Here is a 25,954-nt window from a genome sequence, read left to right as displayed (position 1 = left end):
GCCGCGCCCCCGATTGGCGGCGCGGCGCAAGCGATCAAAGATCGAATTGATAGCTCTTCGGCACGAATCGGTAGCCGGTATCGAGCGTTTCGACATAGCCGACCGAGGGGAAGGGCATGTGATAGCCCAGGAAGGCAACCTTGTCGGTTGCTGCCATGTCGAACACCCGTTTACGAGTGGCGGCGGCCTGAGCCTTGTCCATGTCGAATTTCACTTCCCAATCGGGACGTTGCAGCGACAGCACGAAATGGTTGGCGGTGTCTGCGGTCAACAGCAGGCGCTTGCCCTTGGATTCGACATGGAAAATCATATGGCCCGGCGAATGGCCGAAAGCGGCCTCGCCGCGAATGCCGGAGACCACATCGCCGCCTTGATCGCCAAGGAAGGTGATTTTCTCGGCTAGCGGCTTCACATTGGCCAGAACCGCTTTCTGTCCGCCTTCGGCTGGCGTGCCTGCGCGGGCGGAATTGGTCCAGAAATCATATTCGCGCTGCCCGGCGATATAACGCGCCTTGGTGAAGGCCGGTTTGCCCTTTTCCATCAGCCCGCCGATATGGTCGCCATGCATATGGGTGAGAACGACGATGGTCACATCGTCAGGCGAATAGCCTGCCGCCATCATGCCTTCGCTCAACCGTCCCATGCCGTTGACGCGGCCCTGTTCGCCCATGCCGGTATCGAACAGGATGACATCCGAGCCGGTATTGATCAGCACCGGCGAAAAGCCGTTGACGAATTTGTCGGTCGGCAGGAAATTCTTTTGCAGCAGCGCCGACACCGTTTCCGGGCTCTGGTTGATGCCAAAGGTCTCGCCCGGCTTGTCGGAAACCCGCGTGCCGTCCTTGATGACCACGACTTCAAACCCGCCGAGCTGGAACCTGTGGGTCTCCGGGGGCATGGCATGATTGATATCCATCGATGTCTCCGCTTGCGCAAAGGCTGCCCGCGTTATCAGCGCCGGGGCCGACAAGGCGCCCAAAGCAGCCCCTGCGATCATTGTTCGCCTGTTCATTGAAACCATTACAACCTCCTCGTCCCCATTTTCATAGCTTACAGCTTTCACAGGTAGCGGCGGGTCTATGCCGTTTCAATGGCGCGGCGGGTGATTTCTCCGGCTCACCGGATTTTTGGAGAGAAATTATCCAGCAAACAGAATGAATTGCGGCAAAGTTGATGGCCTGTCGCCGATGATTGGCAATGCGTAACGTGTACGTGATAGCCAGGCTTATCGGGAGGATAACGATTGTCAGATATGGGATGAGGGGACTAGAAGGACGCGCCAGCCGTCGTTTTTCGTCGGGCCTTGAATTTTCGCCGTGATTTTCCGTGATTTTCAAAGAGTGCTGCTCATGAACCGCATCGTTCCGCTCATCCTGGCCGTGGCCTTGTTCATGGAAAATATGGACTCGACGGTGATCGCGACCGCGCTGCCCGCCATTGCCAACGATCTCGGCGTCGGGCCGATCACGCTGAAACTGGCATTGACATCTTATATGGTAGCGCTTGCCATCTTCATTCCGGTCAGCGGCTGGATGGCGGATAAATTCGGGGCCAAGCAGATCTTCAGGGCGGCGATGGGGGTTTTCATCGTCGGGTCCGTCTGCTGCGCTATGTCCAGCTCTCTGGTGGAATTTGTCGCTGCCCGGTTTTTGCAAGGCATGGGCGGGGCGATGATGACGCCGGTTGGCCGTCTGGTTCTGCTGCGCACCACCAAGCGGGAGGAACTGGTCTCGGCCATGGCGCTGCTGACCATTCCAGCCCTTGTCGGTCCGCTGGCCGGACCGCCGGTCGGCGGCTTCATCACCACCTATTTTAGCTGGCACTGGATTTTCCTGATCAATGTGCCGATCAGTGTGCTGGGCGTTGTCCTATCGACAATTTTCCTGCCGGAAATCGAGCGCATCAAGACGGCGCCGATTGACTGGACCGGATTTGCCCTGACGTCGCTGTCTGCGGCGGGTGTCGTTTTCGGCCTGTCGGTCATGAGCCTGCCAGCCTTGCCGCCGATTGTCGGTATTGCCGCAACTGGTATCGGCCTGTTCTGCGGCGTTCTTTATGTCGTGCATGCCAGGCGCCATCCGGCACCGCTTCTGGATCTCACCCTGTTTCGCAAACCGGCCTTTCGCGCCGCCCAGATCGGGGGGACGCTGTTTCGGATTTCGGCAGGCGCCATTCCCTTTCTAATGCCGCTGATGCTGCAACTCGGCTTCGGCATGACACCATTCGAATCCGGCCTGACGACTTTTGTCGGCGCCATCGGGGCGATCAGCACGAAATTCCTGGCGCGCCGGGTGTTTGCTGCCGCCGGTTTTCGCAGCGTGTTGATCGTGGCTGGCGTCTGCGGTGCCGCGACCACATTTCTCAACGCATTTTTCACGCCGCAGACCCCGCATGCGCTGCTGATGTTCTTCCTGCTACTGGCCGGGTTCTGCCGGTCGTTCTTCTTCACTGGCACCAATGCGCTGGGCTATGCCAATATCGACAACAAAGAGGCGAGCCAGGCAACCTCGATTGCCTCGGTGCTGCAACAGGTCAGTCTGGCGCTCGGCGTTGCCTGCGCCGCTTTCGTTCTGGAAATCAGCACCATGCTCACCGGCGGTCGTCTGGATCTTGCTGATTTTCATATGGCTTTTGCCGTCGTGGCCTTTTTGTCGCTGGCTGCCGTCATTCCCTATATCTTCATGGACAAGAATGCCGGTGCCGACGTATCCGGCCATCGACAGCCTTTGGCACCCGGTGCCGTGGAGGCGGAAAACGTTCCTGCTAAATAACAGTTGGTAAAATAACAGCTGAGAAAATCGCATAAAAAAGGCGGGAGCCTTGCGGTCCCGCCTTTTATCTCATGAAGCTAGCCTGTCGGTATTAGCCTGTGCGGCTAGCCATCACTGTATTACTTGGTAACTGTGGCTGGCGTCGAAGCCGTTGAGCCTGCATCGGCCTTCTGGTCTTCCAGCGTCTTGAATTCCGGAGCGGCCTTCAAGGTTTCAGCGGTTTCCGTGGTCGTCAGACGCAGCTTGTCTGCGTTCTGGGCATCACGGGTCACCGTGATCTTGCTGACGGGAACGGCAACATTCTTTTCGCCGATACCGAGGAAGCCACCCACACCGATCACAGCTGCGACGAGGCCGCCATTCTGCTGCATGATCAGATCCTTGATCTCACCAATGCTCTTGTCACCGGCATAGACGTTCTGGCCGACATAGTTCGATGCGGCCAACTGGTCGCTGCCCTGCTGGGTCAGATAGGTATCCATGGCAGCCGATGCGCCAGGCGTCGTCGTTGCCGGGGCGGTGCTGGTGCTTGGAGCGGTTGTTGTGGTGCCGGGCGCGGCTGGCGTCGTTGCACTCTGCGCAAAGGCCATTGGCGCGACAACAGTAGAACCCATAAGTACGGTTGCTGCTACAATATTGAGGGTCTTGTTCATCTTAAACCTGCCTTTCGGTCTTTGTTTCGTCTCGGACTGAGTGAGAGATGGTCACTGCATGAAAAGAGTGTTTTCATGAGAGTGAGTGACTGGCTCTCTGCTCGGCTCGGTAGTGAAATGCCCGAAAGAGGCAGGAGTTCCGATAATTTTATGCATTTTATTTCTGCAAATTGACGGAACTTTAGGCATAAGAATGAGTTTGCGGCCCTTCGCTCCCCATAGCCCGCGCTATACACTGGGGGTTGGGGAGCGTCGGTTGGCGCAGCTTTACAAGCGGAAGCTTGGCTCGTGCCTGCCCTTGACCGTGACATCAAGGACGAAGGTCTTGCCACCATGTGGATCGGCGGCCAGACCATCGGCGTCGAGCCCTTCGGTGGCGGAAGTGACCAGCAGGCGGTCGGCCTTGGGACCGATAAAGGCCGGGCAGGTGGTTTGGGCAGCGGGAAGCCGGTAGCGCGCCAGGTGCTGTCCTGTTCTATCGTAGTGGTCGACGGCACCAACGCCCCAACGGGCATTCCACAAGCCGCCCTCGGCATCGCAGACCGCACCGTCGATGCCACCATCCTTGCCGCGTCCGTCGATATGCACGGATGGCGCTCCGGTCGGAAGGCCGGTTGCCGGATCGAGACTGACCTTCATCAGCGTATTGACCCGCGTGTCGACATAATAACCGAGGCTTCCATCCGGCGAAAAGCAGATGGCGTTGGGAATGCTGATGCTATCATAAAGACGGGTCACCTTGTCGCCCGCCACATGATAGATCGCGCCAGCCCCATCGGCTGCCGTCTTGCCCATCGTGCCGATCCATAGCGCACCGCAAGGATGGACCCGCCCGTCGTTGGAGCGATTGCCGGGCCGTTCCGGCTCCAGCGCGGTCAGCAGGGTCAGTTCGCCGCTGGCAATGGTGCGGATGAAAATACCCTGTTCCGTCGCCACCATCTGGCGTTCAGCATCGATTGTTGCCAAGGCGCTGGCCATCATCGGCAGATCGTGGCGGATCGTTTCGCCCGTGGCAAACCGATGCTCGATCAGCCCCTTGCGGAGAATGTCAAACCACCAGGCGGTGTCACGCGCTACGTCATAGGTCGGGCCTTCACCCAGATGCAGGCGGGTATCGACCAGGACGGTGCCGGAATATGCTGTTTGCAAGATGGTCTCCTTTATCCAATTGCTGTGGCATCCAATCGCTGTGGCAATCTTGTCTACTGCATAATTCCTGAAATCGGAATCGATTTAAGGAGAACTTATGCAGCAGATATAAAGCACTATAGCGAACCTTCGTACGCCATATATCGTGCACGGCGCTGGAGCATTTCCAGAGAAAGTGGAAACCGGTTTGCCCATCGGACATGCGAGAAAACAAAGAGCGGTGCTGCGATTCCATGAACAGCAGGACCGCTCTAGGCGAGTATGCGCTCAGCATGACAATCGCATCTCATCCATACCGCAGAGAACTTGGCTCGGGCCGCTGGAGGGTTCCAGTGTGACCGATCTGGTACGAATGACAGTGCCAGGCAAAATAAATTGGACACCTCTAAAAACCTCCCCATTTTCCGCGTTTCATGATTCAATCCGGCCAGTGTGATTTTCTGGGAGCGGATGATGCGTGGGCAACCGGGCTTTTGGGATTTGGATGATCGTTACGAACGGCTGAGTGCCGTCGGCGATCCGCTGGAGAAGCTCAACAGCATCATTCCATGGGCGATATTTGAAAAACCTTTAGCGAAGGCGCTGAAGCGGTCCGACGGATCGAAGGGTGGACGTCCACCATTTCCGTCGGTTCTGATGTTTAAAATCCTGGTGCTGCAAGCGCTTTATAATCTCTCCGACGACCAAGCAGAGTTTGTTATCCAGGACCGGCTGTCGTTTATGCGTTTCCTTGGCCTTTCCCTTTCGCAGAAGGTGCCGGATGCCAAGACGATCTGGCTGTTCCGAGAGAGTTTGGTGCGTGCAGGTGCCATTGATAATCTGTTTGCCCGTTTCGACAAGCATCTCTCACGTTCCGGATATCTGGCCAAAGGCGGGCAGATCGTTGACGCCACGATCATCCAGGCTCCCAAGCAACATAACAGCCAGGACGAGAAAGACGCGATCAAGGCCGGCGAAATCCCTGAGGACTGGAAGGATAAACCCGCCAGGCTGGCCCAGAAGGACCGCGACGCGCGATGGACAGTGAAGTATTCCAAGGCGAAACGGCCAACGGAGACGCCGACGTCGACGACGACTGGCCAGCACGATATTGCCATTCCAATGTTTGGTTACAAAAACCATGCAGGCATCGACCGAGCCCATGGCTTTATCCGGGGATGGACGGTGACGAGTGCGAGCGCCCATGACGGAGCCCAGCTTCGAAACGTAGTGACCAAAGACAATACCGCGTCGACGGTCTGGGCCGATACGGCCTATCGCTCCAAGACCAACGAGGAATGGTTGCAGGACAATGGCCTAAAGTCCGACATCCATCAGAAGAAGCCAAAGGGCAAACCCATGCCGGAGGCGATGTCGCGCGCCAACGGCCGTCGTTCGAAGGTCCGCTCCGCCATCGAACATGTCTTTGCGCGGCAGAAGGACAAGATGAAGCTCTTCGTGCGCACCATCGGAATCAGCCGAGCGAGGGTGAAGATCGGCATGGCCAATATCACCTACAACATGCTTCGCTATGTCTGGCTGACTGGAAAACCACGGACCGCATAACGCGCAGCTGGCCGGAAGGCCGAAATGCATGCCGCAGATGCGGCAATCATCACAAAAAATGGGCGATCATCCGCGCGAGTTCATCGCGGAAATACATCCACGGCACCATCTTGCCAACTGCGACCGGTAAATCGAGGTGTCCAATTGCGTGCGATGACAGCGGTTTCACATCCAGGCCGCCCTTGCCATCGTATTGGTCAACGTCGCGCAAGCGAAATAGGGGTTAATTGATTTGCCAACTTGTTTTGTGGCGTGGCCTGTTTTGTGGCGCGGACGTGTTTTGCAGCTTAGACGATAGAATTTTCTAAAAACCCGGGTTCAGCCCATGGTTTTGGCAGGATGGTCGATCTATAGGATAGGCAATTGTGTTCGGTTGTGTATCGTTATCGCCGACCGGCAACAGCAGGAGCGTTTTCCGGTTGCGGTGGGACTTACGGAATGGCGGAATATCGTAATGGATAGAGGGCTTCGTTAAATTATTCAGGACTGGCTTTTTTAGTTATCAATGTTTTTGGCTGTAACTGCCGGAATGCAGGCGGCATAAAATTTTCGCAGTGTCCGGCGATAAAGCGCCGTGCGTTTTATAAAACACACAAAGGACGCTGTAACACTTTAAATCTGCGGCATAATTTTCTCCTTAAATCGAGTCCGATTTCAGGAATTATGCAGTAGCAGGTCTGCAGCGGGTTGCGACGCGGTCGCGATATGAAAGAGAGCAAGGCTTTTTATCGATGGGTGACGATCTGGTCCATATGGCAATGGTTGCCGAAGATACGGCCTCGAAATTTGCGACGGCAGAACGCTATGTGCGCGAATTAAGCGGTTATAAGACCCAGTTTGACGTTTTCAGGCTGATGAAGCGGTTGACCGACTTTTTCGGCGCCAAGGGCTTCATGGTGATGAACATGCCTTCGGCTGGAGCGAAAACCTTGACCGGCAGCTCCGTTATCACCAACTGGCCGGCTGATCTTCTCAGCGAATACGACATGGCGTCTCTGCTTTCGTCCAGCCCGATGTTCAACCGGGTGCGCAATACCGCTATACCCGTTGTTTTCGATGTTCATGTGGTTGCCCGAGAACGCGATCCCAAGACAGTCGAGCTGGCGATGGACCTGTTTTTGCGGTTCGGCATGCCGCGCGGCGCCTGTTTTCCGGTTCATGATGCCCATGGCAACCGGGGCGCTGTGAATATTTGCGGGGAAATGCCAGCCTTTTCCTTCGTCGACATGGTGCTGATGCAATATCTGGCCGGGCATGTGTTCAACCGGCTTGCCGAAATTCGCGATCTGGATGCTCGGGTGACCGAAACGCTGACGGAACGCGAGATCGAATGCCTGACCTGGACAGCGGCGGGCAAAACTTCGGTTGAAATCGCCGAGATCATGGGCCTGTCGGAACACACGATCAATCATTATCTCAATCGCGCCACCCGCAAGCTGGATACCGTGAACCGCACCCAGGCAGTCGCGAAGGCGCTACGGTTGAGCCTGATCAAGTAAGGATGCGGAAGACATCTTTGATGTCTTGATATAATGCATCTGAATATAATGCACCCGAAGGACGGCCTTCTCCGGCAGGTTCAACTTGCCTGAGGCAGCGGTTTGCGGCATGTATGCTGCAATGGGTCAGCAGATTTCTTTGCATGTCACTCTTGGCTACATGCCATGTCTCGATAGCGCCCCGCTGGTGGCTGCGGTGGAAAAAGGCTTTGCCTCCGACGAGGGCCTGACCCTGCGCCTGATGCGCGAAACCTCCTGGGCTCAGATCCGCGACCGCCTGACGGTCGGCCATTTCGATGGCGCACACCTGCCTGCCCCCTTTGCGCTGGCAGCCAATTTCGGTTTTTCGCCGCTTGCTCCTGCTCTGCTGGTTCCCATGACGCTCAATCTAGGCGGCGGCGCGCTCACTGTGTCGAACGCGCTTGCAAACGCCATGCAACAGGCAGGCTGGGAAAGCCACCTTGTGGAGCCGACGGCTGCCGGAGCCGCACTGAAACGGGTGGTGGATGAACGCCGCGTTAAGTCCCTGCCGCCCTTGCGGATTGCCATTAGCGATACCCATTCCAGTCAGGCCTATTATCTGCGTTACTGGCTTGCTGCCTGCAATCTGAACCTTGGCAGTGAGGTGGAAATCGTCTCATTGCCATCGCCGCTGATGGTGGATGGGCTTAGCGCTGGTGTACTCGACGGATTTTGCGCGGCGGAACCCTGGAACAGTGTCGCGGTGGATAGGCAGGTCGGACGCATTGTGACTGCGACCGCCGCTATCTGGCGCGGCGGTCCGGACAAGGTTCTCAGTATTGGCAGGCAATGGGGCCAAAACAATCCCGCTGCGCTTGATGCGCTGATCCGAGCGCTTTACCGCGCCGCGCAATGGTGCGGCAATCCCGGCAATACCGAGGAACTGGCCGGTATCATGGCGGCCCCCCGCTATCTCGGTGTCGAAGGCCGGCTCTTGCTGCCCGGCCTGACCGGAGACATGGTGACCGCGCCGGGAGAGGTTCAGCCGCTTAAGGATTTTCTGGTGCTGGAGCGCAAGGCCGCCAATTTCCCCTGGGCCAGCCATGCCCTTTGGTTTTATAGCCAGATGGTGCTTGGTGGTCATGTTGTTCATGCCCACGAGCGGATTGCCATGGTGCTCGAAACCTATCGCCCGGATCTTTATCGCCGCGCCCTCAGGCCGGTTTTCGCCGCCATGCCGGGTGCCAATATCAAGGTGGAAGGGGCGATGATGGCAGCCGATTATGTCGGCGCCAGCAATGGCCGGTTGCTGCTTGGTCCAGACGGATTTTTCGATGGACGGGTCTTCGACCCCGACCGCCTGGACGATTATCTTGCCGCCTCGCCAGCAGTTCCGAAAGATTGAGCGTGTCAGATTGCAGCAGACAAAACCTATGACATGAATGGTCAAAGTGCCGGCGCGGCTGTTTTTTAAGCAATTGCCGGAATGGAACGGCTGGATTGAGGCGATTTCTTCAGCCAATTGGCGACGACCCCGGTCATTTGTCCGCATTTACCAAGTAAAAAGTCCAGTCTTTCGAGTTGGCACGGTTTGTGCTTTCAATACAGCAACAGGGTCCAGAGGGGACTTGGAGAAGGGCGGTCTGGAAATCGCCCTCACAAAACGCCGCCTTAACCGTGCTTCAGGGCAATGGTTTTGGCGGCGTTTGTTTTTGGCTCTTCCGTTGAGGGCCATAAAACCCTATTTGAACGTCACTCACACGTTTCGTCGGGCGCGGGCAATTTCCAGTCGAGTGTCCCGGCCTTCACCAAGGAAGCGGATCCATGACGCTCGATAAAAACACTGTTCTTGAAGCTTTGAAGACCGTGCGCGGCCCCGATCTCGAGGGCAATATCGTCGATCTGGGCATGGTATCCGACGTGTTCATTTCCGACGCCAAGGTCTATTTTTCCATCAATGTTCCGGCTGAACGCGCCCGGGAACTGGAGCCTTTGCGCCAGGCGGCGGAGCGCAGTGTCAAGGCGCTTGCCGGCGTCAAGGGAGCGCTTGTCAGCCTGACCGCAGAGCGCAAGGCCGGATCGCCGTCAACGCCGCCTGCACCTTCGGCTCCCAATCCTTCCCACTCGCATTCCCATTCACCCGGACATTCTCATGCACCGGCCCCAAGCCAGCCTGCCCGCCCGGCCAAGGCCGGCATTCCCGGTATCGGCGCCATCATCGCGGTGGCGTCAGGCAAGGGTGGCGTCGGCAAATCCACCACGGCGGTCAATCTGGCGCTGGCCTTGCTGGCCAATGGCTTGAAGGTCGGCATTCTCGACGCCGATGTCTATGGTCCTTCCATGCCGCGTCTGCTTGGCATTTCCGGGCGGCCGCAGCAGATCGATGGACGGATTATCGTACCCATGGAAAATTACGGCCTGAAGGCGATGTCCATCGGCTTTCTGGTGGATGAGGGCACCGCGATGATCTGGCGTGGCCCGATGGTGCAATCGGCCCTGATGCAGATGTTGCGCGAAGTGGCCTGGGGCGAGCTTGACGTGCTGGTGGTCGATATGCCGCCAGGCACGGGCGATGCGCAATTGACCATGGCCCAGCAGGTGCCGTTGAGCGGTGCGGTGATCGTCTCGACCCCGCAGGATCTGGCGCTGATCGATGCCCGCAAGGGTATCAACATGTTCAAGAAGGTCGAAGTGCCGGTGCTCGGTGTCATCGAAAACATGAGCTATTTCATCGCGCCGGATACCGGCGCCCGCTATGATATTTTCGGTCATGGCGGTGCCAAAGCCGAAGCCGAAGCCATTGGTGCACCGTTCCTGGGCGAAGTGCCGCTGACCATTTCCATTCGCGAACATTCCGATGCCGGCACCCCGGTTGTGGTTGCCGAGCCGGAGAGCCCCCAAGCACTTGTGTACCGCGAGATCGCCACCCGCGTCTGGTGCGAGGTCGAACGGCATTCAACAAGACAGGCGCCGACCATTACCTTTGAATGAGACCAGCACAGGATAGGCCGCCGTTGCAGATTGATACTGCAACGGCGGACCGCACGGTTGTAGGGTTCCGGCGGAAATGCAACAGGATCTCGCTACCCTGGCGGATGCTTTGTGGGGGAAATTTCTTCAGGTTGCATTGATCGGGATCAAATGCCGACGCGCAATTGCCCTTGCCATCCTGACGGCAGGTGCTATTGCTTGCCCACTGAGCATGGATCATGGGCAGGCAACAGTCTTGCGGCGGCGGGATGGTCCTCATGCGAATTGGCAAGGGTAAATCATCGCAGGTTTTCATGGGTGTCCATGGGAGTGCTGCGGCTGGCGGCGATGTCCGTCATCGGGCAAAGGTGTCGAACGTTTGATCAAAGCTTACAGGTGTGACGGGACGGCGGATATGATCCTGCCCAGCGATGCGCCAGCGGTGCTGGACAAAGATGTTCTATGGCTCGATCTTCTCAATCCTGACAGGACTGAGGAGGCTTTGGCCGAACGCTTGCTGGGCCTGCCGCTTCCCACCCGTGACGACCTCAAGGATATCGAGCCGTCCAGCCGATTGTATATGGACGATCATGGCGTTTACATGACCGCATCGCTGCTCTGCAAGGCCGAATCGGACCTGCCGCATCTGGCCGATGTCGCCTTCATTCTGGGCGGTGGCCGGCTGGTTACCGTGCGCTACGCCGAGCCCCGCGCCTTTGGCCTGTTTACCGCGGCCCTCAGCCGCAATCATGCCCATTGCACCTCCAACGCCGTCATGCTGGCGCGACTTTTGGAAACGGTGGTCGACCGCACCGCCGAAATCCTGGAAATTGCCGGTATGCGGGTCGATGCGCTGTCCGGCGATGTCTTCGTCGATCGCAGCCGGACCAAACGCCGCGCGGCGCGGTTCCTGGAGGACCGGCTGTTCGATATCGCCAGCCATCACCGGCTGGTCAGCAAGACGCGTGACAGTCTTGCATCCCTGTCGCGGTTGTCGTCCTTCCTGCTGTCGGTGGAACCGTTCAAGACGAGTGGTGAGCCGCGTGATCTGTGCAAGGTCATTTCGCACGATATTCAGTCCTTGTCCGAACATGCCGGTTTCATCGCCAGCAATATCAGTTTCATGCTCGATGCCTCGCTGGGCCTGATCAATGTCGAACAGAATTCGATCATCAAGATTTTCTCGATTGCATCGGTGGTGTTTTTGCCGCCGACGCTGGTCGCTTCCATCTATGGAATGAACTTTCAGGTCATGCCGGAGTTGACGTGGCTGCTTGGCTACCCATTTGCTCTGATCGTCATGGTTCTGTCTGCGATCATTCCCTTCCTGTTCTTCCGCTCGAAAGGCTGGCTCTGAGAGCCTGTAAGATTGATGTCCCAGGAAAACACCCACGCCGCACCGGCTGAAAAGAAAGACCTGCGCAGTCTGATGCTGCTGGCGCTCGGTTCGGTCGGCGTCGTCTACGGCGATATCGGCACCAGCCCGCTCTATGCGTTTCGCGAGGCGCTGAAGCCGATTGCCCATGACGGCATTACCCGTTTCGAGGTGATTGGCCTGACCTCGCTGATCGTCTGGACGCTGACGATCATCGTCACGCTGAAATATGTGCTGTTTCTGCTGCGCGCCGACAATGACGGCGAAGGCGGCACCCTGTCGCTGCTGGCCCTGCTCAGCAAATCGGCCGGGCGTCATACCGTCGTGCTGATGGTGTTGGGCCTGGTCGGGGCGGCACTGTTTCTGGGTGACGCCATGATCACGCCTGCGCTGTCGGTTCTGTCGGCGGTGGAAGGCTTGAAACTGGTGGCGCCACAATCCTCCGGCTTCATCGTGCCGATCTCGGTGGTCATCCTGATCGTGCTATTTGCCGTGCAGTCACGCGGCACGGGCGCGGTCGCCAATTTCTTCGGGCCGATCACCGTGGTCTGGTTCCTGGTGATGGCGGCAGGCGGTATCGGCCATATTTTCGACGATCCGGCGATTTTCCGGGCCTTCAACCCGATCCATGCCGTAACCTTTCTGTTTCAGGAAAAGTTTCTCGGTTTCGTCGTGCTGGGCGCGGTCTTCCTGACCGTCACCGGCGCCGAAGCACTCTATGCCGACCTTGGCCACTTTGGCCGTCGTCCGATCCAGTGGGCGTGGTTCGTGCTGGTGTTTCCGGCCTTGGTGCTGAACTATCTCGGCCAAGGCGCGCTGGTGCTGAAGGACCCGGCCATGGCGTCCGATCCATTCTTCCTGATGTTTCCAAGCTGGGCCATCCTGCCGGTCGTCATCCTGGCGACGGCGGCCACGGTTATCGCCAGCCAGGCGGTGATAACAGGAGCGTTTTCCATGGTGCGCCAGGCCATCCATCTTGGCTTCCTGCCGCGCATGGAAATCCTGTTCACCTCGGAAACCAATACCGGACAGATCTATCTTCCCGCCGTCAACACGCTGCTGCTGCTTGGCGTTCTCAGCCTGGTTCTGCTGTTTGAAAGCTCCGACGCGCTGGCCACCGCCTATGGTATTTCCGTTACCGGCGCCATGGTCGTCACGACCATCATGGCGTTCGAATTCGTGCGCAAGAAGTGGAAATGGTCGGTTTTCGTGGCGCTGCTGGTGATCGTGCCGCTTCTGGCGCTGGAAACGGTTTTCCTTGGCGCCAATCTGCTGAAGATCCACGATGGCGGCTATATTCCAGTGCTGTTTGCGGCTGGCTTCACCATTGTCATGTGGACCTGGCGGCGCGGCACGGCCATCCTGTTTGCCAAGACCCGCCATGCCGATATTCCGCTGTCCTCGTTCATTTCCTCGGTGGAGCGCAAGAGTGAGCATGCGCCGGTCTGCGTGCCGGGCACGGCCATCTTCCTCACCAGCGACCCGGAAACGGCGCCTGCGGCCTTGCTGCATAATCTCAAGCACAACCACGTCCTGCATGAGAAAAACATCATCCTGACCATCAAGACCGTCAACCGGCCCCGCGCCAGCGAAGCGGAACGCTTCGTGGCCGAAAGCCTGTCGGAGCGGTTCAGCCGGGTGGAGATCCGCTTCGGCTACATGGAACAACAGAATGTGTCGCAGGCGCTGGCCAAACTGCGCAAGGGCGGGCTGAAATTCGACATCATGTCCACGTCCTTCTATCTCGGCCGCCGCAAGCTGGTGCCGGACGCCAAGGCAGGAATGCCAAACTGGCAGGACAGGCTGTTCATCGCGCTTGCCAATTCGGCAACCGACCCCTCGGATTATTTCCGGCTTCCGGCCAATCGCGTCGTCGAGCTTGGCTCGCATGTGATCATCTGATCGTTATTTGTGGCGGCGTTTCGCGCGACGGGCATCGCCACAAAGCCGCACCGATTCCGGGAATTCACCGCCCGGAACGCGGCTTTTTCATGCCACTTTCTGTGGGGAATTCGAAAATTTCGACTAAAGAGCTGATTTTATTCGGTTAATTTGTCGTGAAACAACCCTTGGCAATGCCTTGACTATGGAAGCTCGCAAAATTATGGTGCGGCCAAATTCAGAACCGGTCGGACCATGTGTAAATCCGAGCTGTTTGCATACTCGGACAAGGCTTTAGCAGCCGGACCGGGATCGGACGGGGAGGGCGCATGGACGATCAGGAAAGAGAATTGGAACGGCGTCGCAGCCATCTCGGAGCCAAGCTGGCTGCGAAGGATCTGCGGACGGGGGAAGAGGCCGCACAGGACGAGCGGGCACAGGCAAGCCGAAAAGGCTATGCCCAGGCCATGAAGCTCTCCAGCGAATTCCTTTCCGCCATCATCGTCGGTATCATTCTGGGTTTCCTGATCGATCATTTTGCAGGAACCTCGCCTTGGGGGCTTATCGTCCTCCTGTTGCTGGGGTTTTGCGCCGGTGTGCTGAACGTGTTGCGTGCGGCAGGAAAAGTGGCTTCGCCCCATCCTGCGGATCGCAGCTCGAACGGCAAAGGGAAATAACACGGCGGATGCCTGGCATCCGGCGGACGAGGTAAGGAACGCTGCCTGAGGGTGGCAAAAGCGAGAGAGATCACCAGGTGTCAAACGATCCGACCCATCAGTTCCAGATCCACAAGATTGTTCCGATCGAGATTGGTGGCATTGATTTTTCGTTCACCAACGCCTCGCTGTTCATGGTGGCGACGGTGGCCTGCGCGGCTGGCTTCCTCTATTTCGCCACATCCAATCGCGGCCTGATTCCCGGTCGGGCGCAGTCGGTCGCGGAAATGTCCTATGAATTCGTGGCGTCGATGCTGCGGGAAGGGGCGGGCAGCCACGGGATGAAGTTCTTCCCCATGGTGTTCTCGCTGTTCATGTTCGTGTTGACCGCGAACCTTCTCGGCATGATGCCCTATTTCTTCACCATCACCAGCCAGATCGTCGTCACCTTTGCGTTGGCGATTTTTGTGATCGGCACGGTGTTGGTCTATGGTTTCTACAAGCACGGCCTTGGCTTCCTCAATTTGTTCGTGCCCTCTGGCGTCCCTGGCGCTCTCTTGTTACTCGTGGTGCCGATCGAGGTGATCTCGTTCCTGTCGCGCCCGATTTCTCTGTCGATCCGGTTGTTTGCCAATATGCTGGCAGGCCACATTACATTGAAGGTGTTTGCGGGCTTCGTTGCCTCGCTTGGCAGCCTTGGCGCCCTTGGCGTCGGTGGCGCGCTCCTTCCTCTCGCTATGACCGTCGCACTGACCGGTCTGGAGTTCCTGGTTGCCTTCCTTCAGGCTTACGTCTTCGCGGTACTGACTTGCATGTACCTGAACGACGCAATCCATCCGGGTGGGCACTAAGGATATCGACATTGGCGTAACAAGCGTCAGTCATTCGCCGCAATAACCATTTCAAAGGAGTACTCTCATGGAAGCGGAAGCAGCAAAGTTCATCGGCGCAGGTCTGGCTTGCTTTGGCATGGCCGGCACGGCTCTCGGCCTTGGCAACATTTTCGGCAGCTACCTGTCGGGCGCACTGCGCAACCCGTCTGCCGCTGACAGCCAGTTCGGCCGTCTGGTATTCGGCTTCGCCGTTACGGAAGCTCTGGGCATCTTCTCGCTGCTCGTAGCCCTCCTGCTCCTGTTCGCTGTCTGATTTCAGCGCAATTCAGGATCACGGCCGGCCTTCGACGTCGGCCGTGATCTTTTGTATTAGCAGGATACTGGAGGCGAGTATGTTCGTTACCCCCGCCTATGCCGAGGAAGTCCCGGCAGCGGCTGAGACCCACACGGAAACCGGCGTTCCCGCGGAAGCCGGACATGGACGAGGCGTATTTCCGCCCTTCGACCATTCTACCTTCCCATCGCAGCTGTTGTGGCTGGTCATCACCTTTGGCCTGTTTTACATTCTGATGCAGCGGGTCATCGTGCCACGCGTCGGCGGTATCCTCGAAAATCGTCATGACCGTATCGCCAAGGATATCGACGAGGCCAGCCGCCTGAAGGCGGAAGCGGATGCCGAAGTCGAGACCTATGAAAAAGAATTGACCGCCGCCAAGGCGAAGGGCAACCAGATTGCCTCTGCGGCGCGCGATGCTGCCAAGGCCAAGGCTGCCGCCGACCGCGCTGCTGTCGAGGCTGAGCTGTCCAGCAAGGTTGCTGCGGCGGAAGCCAGCATTGCAGCGATCAAGTCCAAGGCATTCGCCGAGGTTGACACGATTGCTACGGAAACCGTTGCCGCCATCGTTGAGCAGCTGACCGGTGCAAATGTCACCGCAGCAGATGCGCAATCGGCTGTTGCCGCTGGCAAGAGGGGCTGAACCGATGCAATATGATGCAACTTTCTTCGCCTTTGTCGGCCTGGTGCTGTTTCTGGCACTGATCGCCTATCTCAAAGTACCGGGCATGATGGCGAAGTCGCTGGATGCGCGGGCAGACAATATCCGCGACGAATTGGCGGAAGCCAAGCGCCTGCGGGAAGAAGCTCAGCAATTGCTGGCCGAATATCGTACCAAGCGCAAACAGGCTGAAGCGGAAGCTCAGGCCATCGTTGCCGCCGCCGAGCGCGAAGCTGCTGCCCTGACGGAAGAAGCCCGTCAGAAGACCGAGGAATTCGTCCAGCGCCGCAATGCGCTGTCGGAACAGAAGATCAAGCAGGCCGAAACCGACGCCATCAATGCGGTTCGCTCAGCGGCTGTCGATCTTGCAATCTCGGCTGCCGAGACCCTGCTGAAGCAGAAAGTCGATGCGCAGTTGCAGTCAGGCCTGTTTAATTCGTCTGTAAGCGAAGTGAAAAATCGTCTGAACTGAGATTGTTCATCAGTGATGAATTGAAAGCCGGGTTAAGCCCGGCTTTTTCATGTCCGGGTGTTAGAACGGCACCCTGAGACTTTATATCGGCTGCGCAAGGTCCCACTTAAACTCATTGAGGTTTAAGGAATTATGCGGAAGAAAAATGGCAGCCGAATTTTCCAAAGATACATAGGAAAACGACAGAAATGGCAGTCCGTGTGGTTCACTCTGAACCTGACACACTCTCATTTCGCGTCCGTTCATCCGATATGCGCAGAGGACTGAAACTCATCCGGTGAAGGGGGCAGGGACCATGGTCGGCGATGGCCTGCTGATGGACCTTGGTGCCGTAGCCCGCATGGGCATCAAAGCCGTATTGAGGGAAGACCAGGGCGGCGCGCGTCATCATCCGGTCTCGCATGACCTTGGCAATAATCGATGCGGCGGCAATGGAAAGCGATCTTGCGTCGCCTTTGATCACGGCCGTACCGCCACAGATCAGCCCAGGAGGAACGTCCCGGCCATCGCAAAGCAGATGGGCGGGGGCGATCGAAAGCCCGGCTGCTGCCCGGCGCATGGCGTCGAGGCTGGCTTTGCGGATATCCCTGCGGTCAATATGATCGGAGCCTGAGGAGGCGATGGAGACCGTGGCCGTTGCCAGGATCTGAATAAAAAGCGCCTCGCGTCTGGTCGCCGTAAGTTTTTTTGAATCGTTGAGACCGTCAGGAATGGCGTTGGGATCAAGAATGACGGCTGCTGCCACCACCGGCCCGGCCAGCGGGCCTCGCCCTGCTTCATCCGTGCCGGCCACAGGCCAGCAACCCTTGGCGCGGAAACTCTCCTCCAGCGAAAAATCCGGTCCGGTCAGGGGCAGGGTGAAAAGATCGGGCATGTTGGATGGAGAACGTTTTGGCATGTGGCAGACGTCGCACATCACCGGGTTGGCTTGCAAGCCCATTGCATACTTCTTTAAACCGGATTCGATTTAAGGAGAGAATTATGCAGTAGATTTAAAGTGTTACCGTGTCCCTTATGCGTTTTATCGAGTACATGACGCAACTTGATTCATTGGCTTCGCCCCCTCATCCCCCTGCCGGGGGGACTTCTCCCCGCTGGGGAGAAGAGGTTAACACGAGAGGACTGAGCCTCATCCTGAGGCTGCGGGCTAAGGGGTTTATCGGCTTTTGCCGCGCGTATAAGGCACAAGGGGGTGCCGCAGGTCTGTTCTCCTCATCGAGGAGAAGGTGGCGGCAGCCGGATAAGGGGGCGGCAAAGCCGAGAGACGTTTGCGTCGTGTACTATCGCGTTTTATAAAACGCACGGCGCTGTCATGCTGTTGGTAAAAGGCTTCGGCGTCGCCTCGATGCAAAAGGATCGAAAGGGGTCGATCCCTCTACCCAAGACGCGACGCCGCGCCGGACAAGCGGTCAAGGAAACCGCTTCCGGCATTTCCGAGGGCCGCCCTTGCGGTAGGCGGTGTGGCCTCGGAAAGAGAAGGTTCAAATTTATGTGCGTGTTGCCGGGTTGGATGGATAGTCCGAGGCCCGGGGCGGAGGTGCCTGAGCGATCAATCTCTTGCGCCCGCGCTGCCAAGCCGAACAATGGTTTGCTACAGCAGCGATAGCTGCACACCATTGCCCATAGGCGGGATGAACAGATCGTCGCGCAATTGCATGCTCCGACGGCCCATTCCGAGCCGCTTGGTGGCGATCTCAAAACGGCGGCTGATCTGCCAGGCATAGGGGCCAGTGCCTTTCATCCGCTTGCCGAATTCCGCATCGTAATCCTTGCCGTCACGCATCGAGCGCACCAGCGACATGACATGGCGATAGCGGTCAGGATAATGTTGCAGCAACCAGTCACGAAACAGCGGGCTGACCTCCAGTGGCAGGCGCAACAGCACATAGCTCGCCTCCGATGCCCCGGCTGCCTTGGCTGCGTCGAGGATACGCTCAATTTCATGATCGTTGAGGGCGGGAATGATCGGCGACACCAATACGCTTGTCGAGATTCCTGCCTCGCTCAGGGCCTTGATCGCCTCCAGCCGACGGCTTGGGGTCGAGGCGCGGGGCTCCATGGTCCGGGCCAGCTTGCGGTCCAGCGTGGTGACTGAAATACCGACCTTGGCCAGACCCTTCTCGGCCATGTCGGACAGAATATCGATGTCGCGTAGCACCATTGCCGACTTGGTAACGATGGCAACCGGATGATTGGCCTCCTTCAAGACCTCAAGCAATTGCCGCATGATCCGCCATTCCCGCTCGATGGGCTGGTAAGGATCGGTATTGGTGCCGATGGCGATGGTGCGAGGCTTGTAGCCTGGCTTGGACAGTTCGCGTTCGAGCAGTTTCGGCGCATCCGGCTTGGCAAACAGCCGGGCTTCGAAATCAAGCCCTGGAGACAGGCCCATATAACTGTGGCTGGGCCGGGCAAAACAATAGATGCAACCATGCTCACAGCCGCGATAAGGATTGACCGAACGATCGAAGGGAATGTCCGGCGAATCATTGCGGGTAATCACCGTCTTTGGCCGCTCCACCTGGACTTCGGTGCGAAACGGCGGCATGTCTTCGAGACTTGCCCAGCCATCGTCTTCCAGCTGCCGCTCCCGCGTCTCGAAACGACCGGAGGGATTGAGCCCCGCGCCGCGTCCGCGCCTGCGTGCGCCATCCACCCGAAGCCCTGAGGCGACCAGCAGCGCGTCGGCAATATCCGCCGTATTGGCAGGCTGAAAGGCAGCCTGCCTGACATCAGACAGTACGGTCATTTGGAACTCCTGACGGGCCAACCGGCCCTTTCATGAGCTTAGAACTAACGCTAAAACGAGAACAATGCAAGAACAAAATATCGATCTTGAAAGCGTAATCGAAGATTGTATAAAATCACAAATACACCAAAAAATATATTCAATAGTCGCAATAAGAAGTAAAAAACAGCATGTCCGGCTCTATCCACTTGCCGATCCGTCCTCGATCAAATTCCGGTCAAGCACGGTTCACCCGTGGTAAAGCATGATGCATTGCGGTATGAGTAACGGATGTTGACTGTTATTATCGAATGCCGCGATCAGGAAAGCGAATTGGCGCAAACCTTGACCACCCTTGTCGCCGGGGCGGTGGAGGGGATTATTTGTGACGTGGTTGTTCTGGATCACGGGTCCAGCGATGGGACGTCGCGGTTGGCCGATGCGGCGGGCTGCCGATTTCACATGATCTGGGATTTGCGAGACGTGGTTGCGGCAGCCAGGGGCGAATGGTTGCTGCTGGTCGAGCCAGGCGCTCGACCGTCTTCAGGATGGATCGAGGAAGTGGCGGAATATGTGGCGCTGAACAGCGCGCCGGCCCGATTTTCACCGTCACGACACCATAAACGTCCGTTTTTCCGACGCTTCACCCGACGCGGTCCGCCGTTGGAACATGGATTTCTGCTGCGAAAGAGCCAGGCTCAATCCCTGGTCAAGACGGGCATGAAGCTGGCCGATCTGGTCGTGGGCCTGAGGGGCCGGGCGCTGTCGAGTGAAATGGTGCCTGCCTGGGCGGTCCGTCAGGCACGAGCTTAACATTACCAGCTTAAGTCACTGCGGCTTAGATAGTGCTGCTGGGCCTACTGCCATATTGGCCCAGCCAACGTGTCGTTTTACGCCTTGTCCCGCTTCAGATGCTCGGCCAGCCGTGGCATGATCTCCACGAAATTACAGGGCCGGTAGCGATAGTCCAGCTGTTGCGCGAGAATGCCGTCCCAGCCGTCCTTGCAGGCGCCGGGAGAGCCGGGCAGGACGAAAACGAAGGTGCCATTGGCAAGCCCGGCTGTTGCGCGCGACTGGATGGTCGAGGTGCCGATCTTATCGTAGGAAATCCGGTGAAACACGGCGGAAAATCCGTCCATCCGTTTGTCGAACAGCGGCTCCACCGCTTCCGGCGTCACATCCCGACCGGTAAAGCCGGTGCCACCGGTGGTGATGATCACATCGACATCCTGCGATTGGCTCCAGGCGCGCACCTGGTTGGCGATCCGGTCGGCATCGTCGGTGACAATGGCGCGGTCGATGAGCTGATGCCCGGCCGTTTCGATCCGCTCGACCAGCACATCGCCGGAGCGGTCGTCGGTCAATGTCCTGCTGTCCGACACCGTTAGAACGGCGAAGCCGAGGGGAATAAAAGTGCGTGTTTCGTCCAGTCCGGGCATGACGGGTCTCCGATACAGCATGTCCGGTCAATCCCGAACCACGCGATAGTTTATAGAGTCTGGCTCGCTTGAAAATACCAATCAGGCCGCTCCGTGAGAAGCAGTTTTTCAGCAGCGGCTGCGGCTTCATAGGTGGGATAAAGGCCGAAACAGGTGGCGCCGGAGCCGGACATCCGGGTGACAAGCGCGCCGGTCGCCTCAATCATCCGGGAAAGCTCGGCAATGTGCGGGCACAAGGTCTCGGCTGCGGGTTGCAGATCATTGCGCAGTCGGCGGAGCGTTTCTGTCCACGGGTCTTGCTCCGCTAGAGTTGGCAGCGGGTCAATCGCCGGGTTGTCGCGTCGGGTCATCGCCTTGAAGATTGCCGGTGTCGACACTGCCTGCAACGGATTGGCGAGCAGGATGCCGAAGCGTGGCAAGGTCGGAAGGCGTGTCAATTCCTCGCCAATTCCCGTGGCGCGTAATGATGTGCTTGCAAGGCACATCGGCACATCCGCTCCCAGCTTTAGGGCCAGATCCTCCAGGGCGGCTGGCTCAAGATGGCTGTCCCATAGCTGCTGTAAAGCCCTCAGCGTGGCTGCGGCATCGGCTGAACCGCCACCGATGCCGGACGCAATCGGCAGATTTTTCTGAAGGGCGATGGCAACGGGCGGAGCGGGCAGGCCCTTGGCCAGAGTGGCTGTCCGCAACAGATCCCGCGCCCGGATAACCAGGTTTCCAGCCGGATCTTCCGACTGAAGCGGGCCTGCGAAGCGCCCCGACAGGGTGAATTCGTCCTGTCGGGCCGTTTCAACGGTGATCACGTCGCCATGTTCGGCAAATGTCACGAGCGTATCGAGAAGGTGGTAGCCATCATCCCGTCTGCCCGTGACATGCAGGGCAAGATTGATCTTTGCCGCTGCAATTTCACGAAATACCGTCATTCGGGTTCCTGCCTCGCCCTGTTTGAAAACCAAGGCATCGACGATGCCTAGTGGTCCGATTCCGACATTTGCATGCGTTTGCAGCACCCTCGAGAGCAAATGTCGGAATCTTCAGGACCACTAGTAAGTCTCTGTTTCTAGTGGAATTTAAGAATTTGACATTTGATCCTCGAGGGTGCCGCAAGGGGGTATCAAATGTCAAATTCATTCCACTAGGATTTCTTTTCAGGTTGATCTGGCGTCTGCGGTGTGGGTGTGGGTGCGGGCGCCGGGGTGACTGGCGGCGTGACTTCGGCTGCACCCGGTCCGGCAGGCAGGTCTGGCAGTCCCTTTTCCAGCTTTTCCTGCACCGTGGCGATCAGTTCCGGTTCCGGCTTAAACGCCAGGACCTGACGCCACTGGAACGTGGCTTCCAGCTTGCGGCCAACCCGCCAATAGGCATCGCCCAGATGGTCGTTGATGGTCGCATCACCGGCCTTCAACTGCACGGCGCGCTCCAATTCCTCGACCGCCTCGTCATATCGGCCCAGCCGATAATAGGCCCAGCCGAGCGAATCGACGATATAGCCATCATCAGGCTTCAGCTCGACGGCTTTTTTGATCATCTCCAGGCCCTCCTGGAGATTGCGGTTCATATCCACCCAGGAATAGCCGAGATAGTTGAGAACCTGCGGCTGCTGGGGGTTGAGCTCCAGCGCCTTGCGGAAGTTCGGCTCGGCCTGGTCCCATTTCTTCAGGCGTTCATAGGCAATGCCGCGCTGGAAAAATACCGGCCACTGGTTCTTTCCGGGGGCGGAACCAAGAATTTCCGCCGCCTTGTCGTAATTGGCGGCCATCTCGGTGTAGTCCTTGGCATCCGACAGCACGCTGCCATAGGCCAGATAGGAGCGAATATCCTGGGGATCGGAGGCGATCAGCGATTTCAGATGGGCCTTGGATTCCTCGACCTTGCCGGTTTCGGCCAGCGCCAGACCCAGCTGCATTTCGGAAATCCGCCGCATCGGCGATTCGGCGGGCACCTGCTTGTATAAGGAAATGGCCAGATCCGTCTGCTTGTTGCCCTCGGCAATGCCACCCAGCATGATCAGCGTATCGGCACTGTCAGGATCGAGCGCCCGCGACAATTGCAGATAGAGCGCCACCGTGTCCTGGGTTCCCTGGCGGTTCAGAGCGCCGCCGATTGAAAACAGCACCGAAGCTGCCCCTTCATCGGCAGTGGCCACCTGCGGCTTGGGAACCTCGCCCTTTTCGATCCGCTCGCGCATCGCCTTGAAGGGCGGATAATTGTTCAACACTTCGTCGCCGGCCGCCAGCGCATCGAGTGCCTTCTGCTTGTTGCCGGTCTTGGCTTCCAGCGTTGCCAGGGCCATGACCGCACGCAGGAACGTGTCGGGTGCAGTCGCGCCGCCCTCGCGGTCGGTGATAACGCCGCTCAGATAGCTGCGGGCCTTGGTCTCGTCGCCAATGGCGGCAGCCATCACGCCAGCATTGTAATTCTTGAAAATACCGTACCAGTCCGGGCCTTTCATCTTGTCGAGATCGGCAAGGGCTTCCTTGCCACGCCCGGCGCCCATTTTCGCCCAGGCGGTCAGAAGCGCATTGGTCAGCCGGTCGAGATCGTTCGGCCCTTTATAAGCAAGGATTTTTTCCGCGGTGCGGTATTTCTTGCCTTTGATAGCCTCAAGACCGCGGACAATGGCGGTAATGCGCTCAACGGCCTGATCCTTGCGCAGCTCGTTGGCATATTTCGCGCCTTCCTCGAAGCGGCCAGCCATCAGAAGCGACAGCATCAGGCTTTCGCGGATTTCCAGGTCCTGCGGTTCGAAACGCAGCGCCTTCTCGTAGAGGGTCACGGCGGTGGCGAAATCGCGGTCGGTATTGGCCGTGCGGGCCGCAAGATACGCGCCGGACAGCGTATCGACCTCATCGAGATCGAAGCCGTCGACCTCCTGTTTTGCCGTTTCTGCCGCCATCGCCACTGGGGAACCCAGGAAGGACGGGAGAACGCCCCCGCTGAAGGACACCAGAAGCAGGAGCGCTGTGCCCGAGAGGAAGCGTTTGGCAAAGATCTGCCGCATGAAGAAGCCTTTCAACCAAGATCACCGGTCATTCGACCGGATCGGGCAACCAGAATCACCGGCCATTTTGGCCGGATCGGAAAATTAAAGACCTGACGGCGAAGCAAAGCGCTGCCGCCAAACCGGTTCGCTCAAACCGGAGCACGATATGCCGAAACATATATGTAAGAGCCTTGCCCCCACGTGACCAGTCAATGTGATGGCAACAGAATGGCTTTTTTGCGTAAGTGACATAAAAACCTCCCGGAGTTGACAAGAGTCAGAGTTTAAAAGGGTCAGAGTTTACAAGTGCCAGATTTCAAAAGGGCGAGAAGTTTGCAAGCGAAACTGGCCCCAGCATTTGCAGGGTGAATATTCGAGGATTTCGGTATTGCACCGAAACGCTTTGTTGCCCTCTTTCAAGCATGCCAGACGCCAGACCGCGACCTGGTTTGGCTGGAAATGGTCTAGCTGACCCGTTCGATGCAGAAATCGATCACGTCCATCAGGGCATCTTTCCAGACGCCGTCAGGCACCGGCGCCAGGGCATCGCGCGCCACGTCGCCATAGTGAATGGCCCGCGCCACCGTATCGGAAAGACCGTTATACTTGGTAATCAGCCCCATGGCCTTTTCCAGATTGGCATCGTCATGCCTGCCGCCTTCGAGCGCTTCGCGCCAGAAGCCCCGCTCGGTCTCGTTGCCGCGTCGGTAGGCGAGAATGACCGGCAGGGTGATCTTGCCCTCGCGGAAATCGTCACCGGTATTCTTGCCGAGATCGGCGACCTTGCCGCCATAATCCAGGGCGTCATCGACCAGCTGGAAGGCCAGGCCCAAATTCATGCCGTAGGATTTCAGCGCATTGCGTGCGCCCTTGTCCGTTCCGGCCACGATAGGACCGACTTCGGCAGCAGCGGCAAACAGCGCCGCAGTCTTCGCACGAATGACGGACTGGTAATCGTCCTCGGTGGTTTCCATGTTCTTGGCGACAGAAAGCTGAAGCACTTCGCCCTCGGCAATCACCGAGGCTGCCGTCGACAGCACATCCAGTGCTTCCAGCGAGCCGACCTCGACCATCATCCGGAAGGCCTGGCCAAGCAGGAAATCGCCGACCAACACGCTGGCCTGGTTGCCCCAGATCATCCGGGCGGTGGATTTGCCGCGTCTCAGATCACTCTCATCGACCACGTCGTCATGCAGCAGGGTGGCGGTGTGCATGAATTCGACGCTGGTGGCGAGCTTGATATGGCCTTCGCCCTCATAGCCGAACATCGCGGCAGAGGCCAGCGTCAGCATCGGCCGCAGGCGCTTGCCACCGGAGGAAATCAGGTGATTGGCGACTTCCGGAATCATCTGGACATCGGAGCCTGCCTTGGACAGGATCAGTTGATTGACCCGCTCCATGCCGTTGCGGGTCAGGTCCACCAGAGGTTGCACCGAGGCCTGTTTGTTTTTCTTGTCACCAAGCGGTATCACTGCGCCCAACTGTCCGGACTCCTGTTTATTCCTGTATCAGGACTGCGACGCCTTGTGGATTATCACACCACAAGACCGCGTTGGTCCCTTATATCCAAGGCTCAATGTCATCTCAATCCCAACCGGGCCTAGCCCAACCGGATTTGGCCCAACCGGATCGGACAATTATCATCGCTTCGACCCAACTTACGGTTTTTTTGCCTGACTGTCGCGTCATCAAGCGGTGTTTGCGCAAAAAATCGAGACATAATGCTGAAACGAACATAAAAAGCCGTTGGCGGCCCGGCAAGAGCGGAATTTCGCTATCCCGCAGATTTGATAGGACTAATCATCGCATGCATGAACTCATTCGCACCAATGACGCCGTTTTACTGTCCTTTGCCCAGAGCCTGATGAAGGATGCCGGTATCGAGAGCCTGATCGCCGACCAGTCGATGAGCATTCTGGAAGGATCGCTCGGCCTTTTGCCGCGCCGTTTTCTGGTTGAGCCGAGCCGGGCGGATGAAGCGCGGCGCATCCTGATCGATGCCGGTCTTGGCGCGGAATTGCGCGACGGCGCGGCATAATCAAGA

General features: G+C 58.0%; 23 protein-coding genes. 14 read left to right on the top strand and 9 right to left on the bottom strand.

All coding sequences use genetic code 11. From position 1 onward, the window contains the following. Positions 1-34: 34 nt before the first annotated feature. Positions 35-1,012: an MBL fold metallo-hydrolase gene (locus V6582_RS06955; protein ID WP_156634588.1), complete on the bottom strand. Its 978-nt coding sequence runs from the start codon at positions 1,010-1,012 to the stop codon at positions 35-37. Positions 1,013-1,349: 337 nt separating this feature from the next. Between V6582_RS06955 and V6582_RS06950 the strand changes: the two genes are divergently transcribed. Beyond that, the gene (locus V6582_RS06950; RefSeq protein ID WP_156634587.1) at positions 1,350-2,771 is read left to right on the top strand and encodes an MDR family MFS transporter; all 1,422 of its coding nucleotides are present in this window, start codon (positions 1,350-1,352) and stop codon (positions 2,769-2,771) included. Between the two features lie 119 nt (positions 2,772-2,890). Here V6582_RS06950 and V6582_RS06945 read toward each other — a convergent pair whose 3' ends face one another. Further along, positions 2,891-3,424, bottom strand: a complete 534-nt coding sequence (locus V6582_RS06945; RefSeq protein ID WP_156634586.1) for a PRC-barrel domain-containing protein — start codon at positions 3,422-3,424, stop codon at positions 2,891-2,893. Positions 3,425-3,691: 267 nt separating this feature from the next. Further along, positions 3,692-4,573, bottom strand: coding sequence for an SMP-30/gluconolactonase/LRE family protein (locus V6582_RS06940; protein WP_156634585.1), 882 nt, complete (start codon positions 4,571-4,573; stop codon positions 3,692-3,694). Between the two features lie 453 nt (positions 4,574-5,026). Here V6582_RS06940 and V6582_RS06935 point away from each other — a divergent pair, with 453 nt between their 5' ends. The 11 genes from V6582_RS06935 to V6582_RS06885 all read left to right on the top strand — a co-directional run bounded on the left by V6582_RS06935 (position 5,027) and on the right by V6582_RS06885 (position 16,760). Continuing rightward, complete coding sequence (locus tag V6582_RS06935) at positions 5,027-6,118, top strand: IS5 family transposase (protein WP_349508847.1); 1,092 nt, start codon at positions 5,027-5,029, stop codon at positions 6,116-6,118. A gap of 758 nt (positions 6,119-6,876) precedes the next feature. After that, positions 6,877-7,617: a LuxR family transcriptional regulator gene (locus tag V6582_RS06930; protein WP_420360209.1), complete on the top strand. Its 741-nt coding sequence runs from the start codon at positions 6,877-6,879 to the stop codon at positions 7,615-7,617. A gap of 139 nt (positions 7,618-7,756) precedes the next feature. Beyond that, entirely contained in the window at positions 7,757-8,983 is a 1,227-nt protein-coding gene (locus tag V6582_RS06925; RefSeq protein ID WP_349508938.1) for a CmpA/NrtA family ABC transporter substrate-binding protein, read from the top strand. Between the two features lie 419 nt (positions 8,984-9,402). Then, a complete protein-coding gene (apbC, locus tag V6582_RS06920) occupies positions 9,403-10,569 on the top strand; it encodes an iron-sulfur cluster carrier protein ApbC (RefSeq protein WP_156632962.1) in 1,167 nt (388 codons plus the stop codon). 358 nt (positions 10,570-10,927) lie between these two features. Then, a complete protein-coding gene (locus V6582_RS06915) occupies positions 10,928-11,905 on the top strand; it encodes a magnesium transporter CorA family protein (RefSeq protein ID WP_060719157.1) in 978 nt (325 codons plus the stop codon). Positions 11,906-11,920: 15 nt separating this feature from the next. Continuing rightward, complete coding sequence (locus tag V6582_RS06910) at positions 11,921-13,825, top strand: potassium transporter Kup (protein ID WP_420360207.1); 1,905 nt, start codon at positions 11,921-11,923, stop codon at positions 13,823-13,825. A gap of 308 nt (positions 13,826-14,133) precedes the next feature. Further along, entirely contained in the window at positions 14,134-14,481 is a 348-nt protein-coding gene (locus V6582_RS06905; RefSeq protein ID WP_156632961.1) for an AtpZ/AtpI family protein, read from the top strand. A gap of 77 nt (positions 14,482-14,558) precedes the next feature. Further along, positions 14,559-15,311, top strand: a complete 753-nt coding sequence (locus tag V6582_RS06900) for a F0F1 ATP synthase subunit A (protein ID WP_015915077.1) — start codon at positions 14,559-14,561, stop codon at positions 15,309-15,311. A 67-nt stretch (positions 15,312-15,378) separates the two neighbouring features. Beyond that, positions 15,379-15,606, top strand: a complete 228-nt coding sequence (locus V6582_RS06895; RefSeq protein WP_003588243.1) for a F0F1 ATP synthase subunit C — start codon at positions 15,379-15,381, stop codon at positions 15,604-15,606. Between the two features lie 79 nt (positions 15,607-15,685). After that, complete coding sequence (locus tag V6582_RS06890; protein WP_156632960.1) at positions 15,686-16,270, top strand: F0F1 ATP synthase subunit B; 585 nt, start codon at positions 15,686-15,688, stop codon at positions 16,268-16,270. A 4-nt stretch (positions 16,271-16,274) separates the two neighbouring features. Continuing rightward, entirely contained in the window at positions 16,275-16,760 is a 486-nt protein-coding gene (locus V6582_RS06885; protein ID WP_156632959.1) for a F0F1 ATP synthase subunit B, read from the top strand. A gap of 205 nt (positions 16,761-16,965) precedes the next feature. On the opposite strand, the gene V6582_RS06880 is transcribed toward V6582_RS06885, so the two are convergent. After that, positions 16,966-17,658, bottom strand: coding sequence for a ribonuclease HII (locus V6582_RS06880; protein WP_156632969.1), 693 nt, complete (start codon positions 17,656-17,658; stop codon positions 16,966-16,968). A gap of 693 nt (positions 17,659-18,351) precedes the next feature. Beyond that, positions 18,352-19,509 carry a PA0069 family radical SAM protein gene (locus tag V6582_RS06875; protein ID WP_156632958.1) on the bottom strand — a complete coding sequence of 386 codons (1,158 nt, stop codon included), beginning with the start codon at positions 19,507-19,509 and terminating at the stop codon, positions 18,352-18,354. Between the two features lie 270 nt (positions 19,510-19,779). Between V6582_RS06875 and V6582_RS06870 the strand changes: the two genes are divergently transcribed. Beyond that, the gene (locus V6582_RS06870) at positions 19,780-20,301 is read left to right on the top strand and encodes a glycosyltransferase family 2 protein (RefSeq protein WP_156632957.1); all 522 of its coding nucleotides are present in this window, start codon (positions 19,780-19,782) and stop codon (positions 20,299-20,301) included. Positions 20,302-20,378: 77 nt separating this feature from the next. Here the strand turns inward: V6582_RS06870 and moaB are convergent, their stop codons facing one another. The 4 genes from moaB to V6582_RS06850 all read right to left on the bottom strand — a co-directional run bounded on the left by moaB (position 20,379) and on the right by V6582_RS06850 (position 25,391). After that, on the bottom strand, positions 20,379-20,927 hold the full coding sequence (gene moaB, locus V6582_RS06865) for a molybdenum cofactor biosynthesis protein B (RefSeq protein WP_156632956.1): 549 nt from the start codon (positions 20,925-20,927) through the stop codon (positions 20,379-20,381). A gap of 50 nt (positions 20,928-20,977) precedes the next feature. Next, on the bottom strand, positions 20,978-21,850 hold the full coding sequence (locus tag V6582_RS06860; RefSeq protein ID WP_156632955.1) for a 4-(cytidine 5'-diphospho)-2-C-methyl-D-erythritol kinase: 873 nt from the start codon (positions 21,848-21,850) through the stop codon (positions 20,978-20,980). A 212-nt stretch (positions 21,851-22,062) separates the two neighbouring features. Next, on the bottom strand, positions 22,063-23,928 hold the full coding sequence (locus V6582_RS06855) for a tetratricopeptide repeat protein (protein WP_156632954.1): 1,866 nt from the start codon (positions 23,926-23,928) through the stop codon (positions 22,063-22,065). A gap of 446 nt (positions 23,929-24,374) precedes the next feature. Further along, positions 24,375-25,391 (bottom strand): polyprenyl synthetase family protein, encoded by a 1,017-nt coding sequence (locus tag V6582_RS06850; protein ID WP_156632953.1) that lies wholly within the window; start codon positions 25,389-25,391, stop codon positions 24,375-24,377. 326 nt (positions 25,392-25,717) lie between these two features. Between V6582_RS06850 and V6582_RS06845 the strand changes: the two genes are divergently transcribed. After that, positions 25,718-25,948: a DUF2007 domain-containing protein gene (locus V6582_RS06845; protein ID WP_156632952.1), complete on the top strand. Its 231-nt coding sequence runs from the start codon at positions 25,718-25,720 to the stop codon at positions 25,946-25,948. The last annotated feature ends 6 nt before the right edge of the window (positions 25,949-25,954 follow it).

The organism is Agrobacterium vitis (genome assembly GCF_037039395.1).
Classification (GTDB): Bacteria; Pseudomonadota; Alphaproteobacteria; order Rhizobiales; family Rhizobiaceae; genus Allorhizobium; species Allorhizobium vitis_E.
The sequence above is the reverse complement of the archived record's forward strand: the minus strand, read 5'-3'. Positions and strand labels throughout refer to the sequence as shown.